This is a genomic window from Microbacterium sp. ARD31 (genome assembly GCF_031844425.1).
The window spans coordinates 1-9,376 of sequence record NZ_JAUZVE010000106.1; the positions used below are offsets into that span (position 1 = coordinate 1).

11 protein-coding genes are annotated in these 9,376 nt (G+C 73.0%); 3 read left to right on the top strand and 8 right to left on the bottom strand.

Annotated features, from left to right (window positions below; genetic code table 11):
- From Q9S36_RS50960 to leuC, 3 genes are all read right to left on the bottom strand, one after another.
- A partial coding sequence (locus Q9S36_RS50960; protein WP_311292357.1) for an HU family DNA-binding protein occupies window positions 1-435 on the bottom strand: 435 nt, incomplete at its 3' end.
- A gap of 116 nt (window positions 436-551) precedes the next feature.
- Window positions 552-1,151 (bottom strand): 3-isopropylmalate dehydratase small subunit, encoded by a 600-nt coding sequence (gene leuD, locus Q9S36_RS50965; protein ID WP_311292358.1) that lies wholly within the window; start codon window positions 1,149-1,151, stop codon window positions 552-554.
- 48 nt (window positions 1,152-1,199) lie between these two features.
- The gene (leuC, locus tag Q9S36_RS50970) at window positions 1,200-2,612 is read right to left on the bottom strand and encodes a 3-isopropylmalate dehydratase large subunit (protein WP_311292359.1); all 1,413 of its coding nucleotides are present in this window, start codon (window positions 2,610-2,612) and stop codon (window positions 1,200-1,202) included.
- 76 nt (window positions 2,613-2,688) lie between these two features.
- On the opposite strand from leuC, the gene Q9S36_RS50975 reads away from it, so the two are divergent.
- Both Q9S36_RS50975 and Q9S36_RS50980 read left to right on the top strand, forming a co-directional pair.
- Window positions 2,689-3,411, top strand: coding sequence for an IclR family transcriptional regulator (locus tag Q9S36_RS50975; RefSeq protein WP_056602619.1), 723 nt, complete (start codon window positions 2,689-2,691; stop codon window positions 3,409-3,411).
- Window positions 3,412-3,530: 119 nt separating this feature from the next.
- Entirely contained in the window at window positions 3,531-4,115 is a 585-nt protein-coding gene (locus Q9S36_RS50980) for a TIGR03086 family metal-binding protein (protein WP_311292360.1), read from the top strand.
- Between the two features lie 5 nt (window positions 4,116-4,120).
- Here Q9S36_RS50980 and Q9S36_RS50985 read toward each other — a convergent pair whose 3' ends face one another.
- The 5 genes from Q9S36_RS50985 to Q9S36_RS51005 form a co-directional block, all read right to left on the bottom strand.
- Window positions 4,121-4,603 (bottom strand): methylated-DNA--[protein]-cysteine S-methyltransferase, encoded by a 483-nt coding sequence (locus Q9S36_RS50985; protein ID WP_311292361.1) that lies wholly within the window; start codon window positions 4,601-4,603, stop codon window positions 4,121-4,123.
- A 1-nt stretch (window position 4,604) separates the two neighbouring features.
- Window positions 4,605-6,113, bottom strand: a complete 1,509-nt coding sequence (locus Q9S36_RS50990) for an AlkA N-terminal domain-containing protein (protein ID WP_311292362.1) — start codon at window positions 6,111-6,113, stop codon at window positions 4,605-4,607.
- Between the two features lie 75 nt (window positions 6,114-6,188).
- Complete coding sequence (locus Q9S36_RS50995) at window positions 6,189-6,362, bottom strand: hypothetical protein (RefSeq protein ID WP_311292363.1); 174 nt, start codon at window positions 6,360-6,362, stop codon at window positions 6,189-6,191.
- Entirely contained in the window at window positions 6,363-6,863 is a 501-nt protein-coding gene (locus Q9S36_RS51000) for a response regulator (RefSeq protein ID WP_311292364.1), read from the bottom strand.
- Window positions 6,860-8,497: an ATP-binding protein gene (locus tag Q9S36_RS51005; RefSeq protein WP_311292365.1), complete on the bottom strand. Its 1,638-nt coding sequence runs from the start codon at window positions 8,495-8,497 to the stop codon at window positions 6,860-6,862. Before Q9S36_RS51005 ends, Q9S36_RS51000 begins: the two co-directional genes overlap by 4 nt.
- A gap of 101 nt (window positions 8,498-8,598) precedes the next feature.
- Between Q9S36_RS51005 and Q9S36_RS51010 the strand changes: the two genes are divergently transcribed.
- Window positions 8,599-9,376, top strand: a 778-nt coding sequence (locus Q9S36_RS51010) for a tripartite tricarboxylate transporter substrate-binding protein (RefSeq protein ID WP_311292366.1), incomplete at its 3' end; no start/stop codon positions are given.

Genomic DNA, 9,376 nt, shown 5'->3' on the forward strand with positions numbered 1-9,376 from the left:
CGTCGTCTTCTTGGCGGCCGTGCCCGACGACGTCGACTTCGACGCGGTCGTCTTGGCGGGAGCAGCCTTCTTCGCCGCAGTGCCGGTGACGGCGCCGGCGACGGCGCGCACGCCCGGCGGCTTGGGCATGGTGGCCGCGGTCAGCTTCGGCAGCTTCTTCGCACCGGAGATGACGTCCTTGAGCTCCTTGCCTGCGGAGAACTTCGGCACGGACTTCTTCTTGGACTTGATCCGCTCGCCCGTCTGGGGGTTGCGGACCCAGCGGGCGTTGCGCACGGCCTTCTCGAAGGAGCCGAAGCCGGTGATCGCCACCTTCTCACCCTTGGCCACCTCGCGCGTGATGGTGTCGAGGACCGACTCCAGTGCGTGGGCCGCCTGCTTGCGGTTCCCCTCGTAACGCGCCGCGAGCGCGTCGATGAGCTCTGACTTGTTCACTAGCTTCCCTTCCAATGAACCATGGATGCCGAGCTCGTGCTCGGCCCTCTGCTGGGCACGCTAGGCACATGGAAGGGTGAGGACAATCACCATCGCCCTTATTTGGTGGGGTTTTTTCAGAGCGTGGCGGGCTTCCAGCTCGGCCGCGAGGCCTCGAAGGAAGCGATGTCGTCCTCGTGGCCGAGGGTGATGCCGATGTCGTCGAGGCCCTCGAGCAGCCGCCACCTGGTGTAGTCGTCGATGTCGAAGGAGTCCTCGACCCCGTCCTCCCCGGCACCTGCGCGGACGGTCCGGCTCTCGAGGTCGACGGTGATCTCGCCGCCGGGGTTGTCGTCGAGCCAGTCCCACAGGCGCTGCACGACCTTCTCGTCGACCTGCGCGGCGAGCAGGCCGGCCTTGCCGGAGTTGCCACGGAAGATGTCGGCGAAGCGCGAGGAGATGACGACCTTGAAGCCGTAGTTCTGCAGGGCCCACACGGCGTGCTCGCGCGAGCTGCCCGTGCCGAAGTCGGGACCCGCGACCAGCACCGACCCGGCGGCGTACGTCGGGTCGTTGAGCACGAAGTCGGGGTCGTTGCGCCAGGCCGCGAAGAGGCCGTCCTCGAAGCCGGTGCGGGTCACCCGCTTGAGGTAGACCGCCGGGATGATCTGGTCGGTGTCGACGTTGCTGCGCCGCAGGGGGACGCCGACGCCGGTGTGGGTGGTGAACTTGTCCATCAGCTGCTCCTGGTCAGACGTGGTGTCGAGGCTCGCTCCGCGCGCACCTCAACCACCGAGGGGCGGGAGGTCGGCGGGGCTGGAGAGGGTGCCGCGGACCGCGGTCGCGGCGGCGACCGGCACGGACACCAGGTGCGTACGTCCGCCCTTGCCCTGCCGGCCCTCGAAGTTGCGGTTGGAGGTGGAGGCGCTGCGCTCCCCCGGCGCCAGCTGGTCGGGGTTCATGCCCAAGCACATGGAGCAGCCTGCGCCGCGCCACTCGGCGCCCGCGGCGGTGAAGACCTCGTCGAGCCCCTCGGCCTCGGCCTGTAGGCGGACGCGCACCGAGCCCGGCACGACGAGCAGCCGGGTGTCGGGGGCGACGTGACGACCCTCGAGGATCGAGGCGGCGAGGCGCAGGTCCTCGATGCGGCCGTTGGTGCACGAGCCGACGAAGACGGTGTCGACCTTGACCTCGCGCAGGGGGGTGCCGGCCTCGAGACCCATGTACTGCAGGGCCTTCTCGGTCGCGGTGCGGTCGACCGGGTCCTCGAAGTCGTCGGGGCTCGGGACGGTCGCACCGAGCGGCGCGCCCTGCCCCGGGTTGGTGCCCCAGGTGACGAACGGCGTCATCGTGCTGGCGTCGAGCACGATCTCCTCGTCGAAGACCGCGTCGTCGTCGGTGCGCAGCGTGCGCCAGTGCGCGACGGCGGCGTCCCAGTCGGCTCCCTTCGGGGCCTCGGGCTTGCCCTCGATGTAGTCGAAGGTGGTCTGGTCGGGGGCGATCATGCCGGCCTTGGCGCCCCACTCGATCGACATGTTGCAGACCGTCATCCGGCCCTCCATCGAGAGCTCCTCGATGGCCTGGCCGCGGTACTCGACGATGTAGCCCTGCCCGCCACCGGTGCCGGTGTGCGCGATCAGGGTCAGGACCAGGTCCTTGGCGGTGACGCCCTCCGGCAGGCTGCCGTTGACGGTCACGGCCATCGTCTTCGGCCGCGCCTGCGTCAACGTCTGCGTGGCGAGCACGTGCTCGACCTCGGACGTGCCGATGCCGAACGCGATGGCTCCGAAGGCACCGTGGGTGGAGGTGTGCGAGTCGCCGCAGACGATCGTCATGCCGGGCTGCGTGAGCCCGAGCTGGGGGCCGACGACGTGCACGATGCCCTGCTCGACGTCGCCGAGCGGGTGCAGTCGTACGCCGAAGTCGGCGGCGTTCTTGCGCAGCGTCTCGACCTGCGTGCGGCTGACCGGGTCGGCGATCGGCTTGTCCCAGTCGAGGGTCGGCACGTTGTGGTCCTCGGTGGCGAGGGTCAGGTCGGGCCGGCGCACGGTGCGGTTGGCGAGCCGGAGGCCGTCGAAGGCCTGCGGCGAGGTCACCTCGTGGAGGAGGTGGAGATCGATGAAGAGGAGGTCGGGCTCTCCGGCCGCACTGCGGACGACGTGCTCGTCCCACACTTTCTCGGACAGGGTCTTGCCCACGACGGTCTCCTTCTGGGTCAGGCGGTGTGATGACTCTAGACTTGCATCCCACTCCCTGAGATGAGAATATCGGCATATGGACAATGGATCTGGTGTCGGCGTACTGGACAAGGCCGCCCTCGTGCTCGCTGCGCTGGAGGCAGGACCGGCGACCCTCGCCGGGCTCGTGGCCGGGACCGGACTGGCCCGCCCCACCGCCCACCGCCTCGCCGTCGCGCTCGAGCACCACCGCCTCGTCGCCCGCGACATGCAGGGGCGCTTCGTCCTCGGGCCGCGCCTTGCCGAGCTGTCCGCCGCCGCCGGCGAGGACCGCCTGCTCGCCGCCGCCGGCCCGGTCCTGGCCCGCCTGCGCGACATCACCGGCGAGTCCGCGCAGCTCTGGCGCCGTCAGGGCGAGCACCGCGTGTGCGTCGCCGCTGCCGAGCGTCCCTCGGGCCTGCGCGACACCATCCCCGTCGGCTCGCAGCTCACCATGAACGCCGGCTCGGCCGCGCAGATCCTGCTCGCCTGGGAGGACCCCGAGCGCATGCACCGCGGGCTCCAGAACGCGGCGTTCTCCGCCACCGCGCTGTCCGGCATCCGCCGCCGCGGCTGGTCGCAGTCGGTCGGCGAGCGCGAGCAGGGCGTCGCCTCGGTGTCCGCGCCCGTCCGCTCCCCCGGCGGCAAGGTCATCGCCGCGGTGTCGGTGTCGGGTCCGCTCGAGCGCCTCTCCCGCCAGCCCGGCCGGATGCACGCCCCCGCCGTGCTCGCCGCGGCCGACCGGCTCTCCGAGTCGCTGCGCCGCGCCGCCGCGGAGTAGGTCCCCGGCCTGGGTGGCGGCACATCGCACGTCCCGCGCCGGTCCAGCTGCGATCTGCCGCCACCCCGGCGTACGACGGGCGGGTGGTCAGTGTCGGCGGCGTGCGGCAGGGTGGGCGCATGAGCGACCTCGTGGACCTCGGCCCCGCCGGCGAGCGGCTGCTCGCCGTCACCGCGACCATCGGCGACGCGCAGCTGGACTCCCCGACGCCGTGCGAGGGGCGCACGGTGGGGCAGATGCTGCAGCACCTCGTCGGCCTGTGCGTGGCCTTCCGGGCCGCCGGCGAGAAGGACTTCGGCCCGTTGACCGACACCAGTCCGGACGACGCGGGGTGGCCGGAGCCCCAGGCCGACTGGCGCGATGCACTGTCGGCCAACGTCGAGGCACTCGTCGCTGCATGGCGGTCGCCGGAGTCCCACGAGGGCATGACCCGGGCCGGCGGTGTCGACCTGCCCGGCGAGGTCGGCGTCCTGGTGGCGCTCGACGAGCTGGTGCTGCACGGCTGGGACGTCGCTCGCGCGACCGGTCAGCACTATGAGCCCGACCCGGCCACCACGGCGACCCTGCAGGCGTTCGTCGAGGGCTTCGACGAGGGAGGCACACCGGGCATGTTCGGGCCTGCCCTGACGCCGGGTGAGGACGCGTCGGCGTTCGACCGGGTGCTCGCGCGGTCGGGGCGCGACCCCCACTGGTCGGCCGGCTAGCGCGGCTAGAAGAGGGCGTCCTGCTCGAGCTCGAGGAGCTGCTGCTTGCGCGGCAACCCACCGGCGTACCCGGTGAGCGTGCCGTTGGCGCCGATGACCCGGTGGCACGGCACCACGATGGGGATCGGGTTGCGGCCGTTGGCCAGGCCGACGGCGCGCGAGGCGGCGTTGGTCATGCCGAGCCGGCCGGCGATCTCGCCGTAGGACGCGGTCTCGCCGTAGCCGATCCTCTCCAGCTGCTGCCACACACGGCGCTGGAAGTCGGTGCCGACCGGGGCGAGCGGCAGGTCGAACTCGGTGAGCTCGCGCGCGAAGTACGACGTCAGCTGGCGCACCGCCTCCACCAGCACCGGCTCGTCGTCGGCGCGTGGGCCGAGTGGGCGTCCGTCCGCCGGCGGCCGGAAGGGTGAAAACTCGATGGCCACGATCGAGCCGTCGCGCTCCACGATCCGCAGGTCGCCCACGGGTGAGGGCATCACGGTCCACATGTCAGTTCTCCTCGGAGTCGGCGTCGGCGTCGTGGTCGGCGTCGGGCAGGTCGGGCATCAGGGTGTTCCAGAGGTGCATCAGCGCGTAGGAGCGCCAGGGCCGCCACCGCTCGGAGTCGGCCGAGCCTCCCATCCCGTCGAGCACGCGGCGCACGGCGAGGTCGGTGGGCAGGAAGACGTCGGGGTGGCCGAGCGCGCGCATGGCGACGTAGTCGGCCGTCCACGGGCCGATGCCGGGCAGCGCGAGCAGCGCCTGCCGTACGTCGTCGCGGTCGGGGCCGCGGTCGAGGACGACCGTGCCGTCGGCGAGCGCCGCCGCCAGCCCGACCAGGGCCCTGCCCCGGGCACGGGGCATCGGCAGCGACTCGGGGTCGAGGCCGGCGAGGGTGGCGGCGTCGGGGAACAGGTGCGTCAGGCCGGGCACCGGGCTCATCACGGGCCGGCCGTGCTCGGCGACGATGCGTCCGGCGACGGTGCGCGCACCGGTGACGCTGACCTGCTGCCCGATGACGGTGCGGATCGCCGTCTCGTCACCGTCGACCTGGCCCGGGACGCGCAGCCCGGGGGTGGCCCGGACCAGCTCACCGAGGACGGCGTCGGCGCCGAGCTGGGCGTCGACCGCTCCGGGGTCGCAGTCGGCGTCGAGGAGGCGGCGGACGCGCTCGCTGGCCGCCGCGGTGTCGCGCAGGTCCTCGAGCCAGAACTCCGCCTCCACCAGCCCGGTGCCCGCGTCGGCGGGCAGGTCGGCGAGGTGGAGCCGCACGGTGCCCGCACCGTGCGGCAGGTCGAGGGTGCGGGCGTACCACCCGGGACCGGCTGCCTCGACCCCCGGCACCACGTGGAAGGCGAGGAAGTCGAGCAGCCGGCGACCGGCGAAGGGCGTGCGCACGGCGAGCCGCATGGTGACCGCGCCCGCGGAACGGCCGCGCGCCCTCGTCCCGCTGCGGCGGCGCAGCTCGGTGGGCGAGGCGGCGTAGATCTCGCGGAGGGTGTCGTTGAACTGCCGCACGCTGGCGAACCCGGCCGCGAAGGCCACGTCGGTCAGGGGCAGGTCGGTGGTCTCGATCAGGACGCGGGCGCTCTGCGCACGGCGGGCGCGGGCCAGCGCCAGCGGCGCGGCGCCGAGCTCCTGGGTCAGCAGCCGGCCGAGGTGGCGCGGCGTGTAGCCGACCCGACGCGCCAGGCCGTCGACGCCCTCGCGGTCCACGAGGCCGTCGGCGATCAGCCGCATCGCCCGCCCGGCGACGTCGGCGGCGACGTCCCACTCCGGGCTCCCGGGGGTGGCGTCGGGCAGGCAGCGCTTGCAGGCGCGGTAGCCGGCGGCGTGGGCACTGGCCGCGGTCGCGTGGAAGGTGACGTTGACGGCCGACGGCGTGCGGGCCGGGCACGACGGCCGGCAGTAGATGCCCGTCGTGCGGACCGCGGTGTAGAACACCCCGTCGAAGCGGCGGTCCCGGCTCTGGACCGCGCGGTAGCAGGCCTCGGTGTCGAGGTGTCCGGTCGGCGTCATGGGACAAGTCTGTCCCGCGCCGGGTCGGCGCACCAGCGGAAAACGGACACGGCAGGTGGTGGGTGCGGAAGGTGGTCAGGAACGCCGGTAGCGCCGCTCAGGTCGGCCGGCACCGCCGTACTGGAGGCGCACCGAGGCGGCGCCGGTCGCCACGAAGTGCTCGAGGTAGCGGCGGGCCGACACCCGCGAGATGCCGACGGCGTCGGCGCACTCGGCGGCGGACAGCTCGCCTGCCTCGCGCAGCGCCACCTAGACGAGGCGGGCGGTCTCGGGGCTCAGGCCCTTCGGCAGCGCCGCGGCCGGCGGGGGCGCGGCTGCGCCGAAGACCGTGTCGATGTCCTGCTGTCCCGGCGCGGCCGCGCCGGACAGCGCGAGGTGGGCCGCGCGGAACGTCTCCAGCCGGACGCGGAGGTCCTCGTAGTCGAACGGCTTGACGAGGTAGTGGGTCGCGCCGCCGGCGGCCGCCGCGCGCACGGTGTCGGCCTCGCGCGCTGCCGTGACCACGAGCACGCCGACGTCGTCGCCACCCGCGCGCAGCGTGCGCAGGACGTCGATGCCGGTCATGTCGGGCAGGTGGACGTCGAGGAGGACCAGGTCGGGGCGCAGCCGGGTGATGTCGTCGAGCGCCGCGCGACCCGTGCTCGCCACGCCCACCACCGCGAAGCCGGGGGTCCGCTCGACGAACTGGGTGTGGATGCGCGCGACCATGAAGTCGTCGTCGACGACGAGGACCCGCACGTCGTCGCTCATCCGGCCTCCACTCCGACCTCGACCCGGGGCAGCTCCGCGTCGAACACCGCACCGGTCCCGCCGTCCCCGGGACGGACCGTGACGGCGCCACCCCGACGCTCGCAGACGACCTGCACGAGCGCCAGCCCGACACCCCGTCCGCCGACGGTCGGTGCCTTGGTGCTCCAGCCACGGCGGAAGATCTCCGCGGCCAGCTCCGGCGGAACACCTGGTCCGGTGTCGGCCACCGACAGCCTCACCGTGCCGTCGTCGTGTCGCAGGGCGACCTCGACCGACCGGCCGCCGACGCCGACGGAGGCGTCGACCGCGTTGTCGACCAGGTTGCCCAGCACCGTGCCCACGTCGGTCGAGGACTCCGGGTCCAGTCGCGGCAGGTCGCTGTCGGGCGTGACCACGAGGTCGACGCCGCGCTCGGCCGCGAGGCTGGTCTTGGCGATGAGGAGCGCCGCGACGGCCGGGTCCTCGACCCGGGCGGTGACGGCGTCGGAGATCTCCGCGCGGCGCCGGCTCAGGGTGCCGACGAGCCGGGACACCTCGTCGTACTCCCCCAGCTGCACCAGGCCGGAGATGGTGTGCAGCTGGTTGTGGAACTCGTGGGTCTGGGCGCGGAGCGTGTTGGTGATCGACTCGCGGGCGCTGAGCTCGCTCTGCAGGGCGAGCAGCTCGGTGCGGTCGCGCAGCGTCGTCACGGACGCCACCCGGCGCCCGCCCTCGTGCACCGCGTTGCGGTTGACCACCAGCACCCGGTCACCGAGGACGACGACGTGGTCGCGGATCTCCGCGTCGTCGGTCAGCAGGTCGCGCAGGGCCGGGTCGAGGTCGAGGTCCTCGACCCGGCGACCCTCGACCGGGCCGTCGAGGCCGACCAGCTCCCGGGCGCTGTCGCTGAAGACCGTCACGGTGCCGTCGGTCGAGACCGCGACCACGCCCTCGCGGATGGCGTGGAGCAGGGCCTCGCGCTGGTCCGCCAGGGCGGCGATGGCGGCGGGCTCCAGGCCGCGCGTACGTCGCCGGATGAGGCGCGAGAGCAGGAACGACCCGGCGACACCGAGCCCGAGCCCCAGGCCGGCGAAGGTGAGCAGGTCCGGCAGGACGCCACGGACCCGTTCGCCCCACGACGGGTAGGACTGGGCCACCATCGCGATCCCGACGAGCTGGAGGTCGTCGTCGATGATCGGCACCTGCGCGGCGATCGCCCGCTCGCCGAAGTCGTCGACGTCACCGGTCCAGGTGCGCCCCTGCTGGACGGTGCTGCCGTCGAGGTCGATGCGGCGGTCCCGGCCGACGAAGTCGCTGCTCGCGAGCACGACTCCGTCGGGGTCGGCGAGGTAGACGCCGCTGGCCTGGAGGTTGTTGCGCACCCGCTGGGTGTAGGAGATCAGGGAGATCCGCCGGCTCGCGACCGTGCCGTCGACGAAGGGGTCACGCACCGGCTCGGTGTTGGCCATGTCCTCGGCCGCCGCGCGCAGGCGGGCACCCCGGGTGTCACGGAAGTCGGCGCGCTCTGCTGCACCGAGACGACGCTCGCGACCGCGACGACGGCGAGCAGCACCGTCAGCTGGAGCACCAGGAACTGGCCGGCGAGGGTCGCCGGCCACCAGCGCGAGCGTGACCACAAGTTCCACAACCTCCATTGCTTTCCCAAGCGTGACGGCCGCCACACGAAGTCTCCACCATCGTCTGGTCGGCCTCCTCCCGGTGGCCGGCTGCAGAGACCTGAGAGATCGGAGTGCCCATGGTGCGCCAGAGGACGAGGCGGACGCTCGCCACCGTCGTGGCCCTCGCCAGTGCGCTGGCGCTGGCGACGGGCTGCGGCGTCACGCGCGGCCCGCAGAGCAACAACATGACGATGCTGATCCCCAACAGCCCGGGAGGCGGCTACGACCAGACCGGTCGGGCCGCGGTGGCCGTCCTGGAGGACGGCGACATCACCGGCGGCTCGTTCGAGGTCACGAACGTGATCGGTGCGGGCGGCTCGGTCGCGATGACCCGGCTGATGAACGCCGAGGGCGACGAGCGCACGATGATGACGGCCGGGCTCGGCGTCGTCGGGTCGCTCTACTCGTTCGCCGCCCCCTACAAGCTGCACGACGCGACGCCGCTGGCCCAGCTGATCGAGGACCAGGAGGGCGTGCTGGTCCCGGCCGACTCGCCGTACCAGACGATCGAGGAGCTGGTGCAGGCCTGGCAGGACGACCCGGGCTCCGTGGTCGTCGGCGGCGGCTCGTCCCCCGGTGGCCCCGACCACCTGTTCCCGATGCAGCTCGCCACGGCCGTCGACATCGACGCCAAGGACGTCCGCTACGTGCCGTACGACGGCGGCGGGCCGCTCACCAGCGCGCTCCTCGGGAGCAAGATCGACGTCGGCTTCTCCGGCGTCGGCGAGTTCGAGGGCCAGCTGGCCTCGGGCGAGCTGCGGTTGCTGGCCGTCTCGGGCGAGGAGCGGCTCACGGGCGACGACGTCAGCGAGGCGCCCACCCTCACCGAGTCCGGCATCGACCTGGTCTTCACCA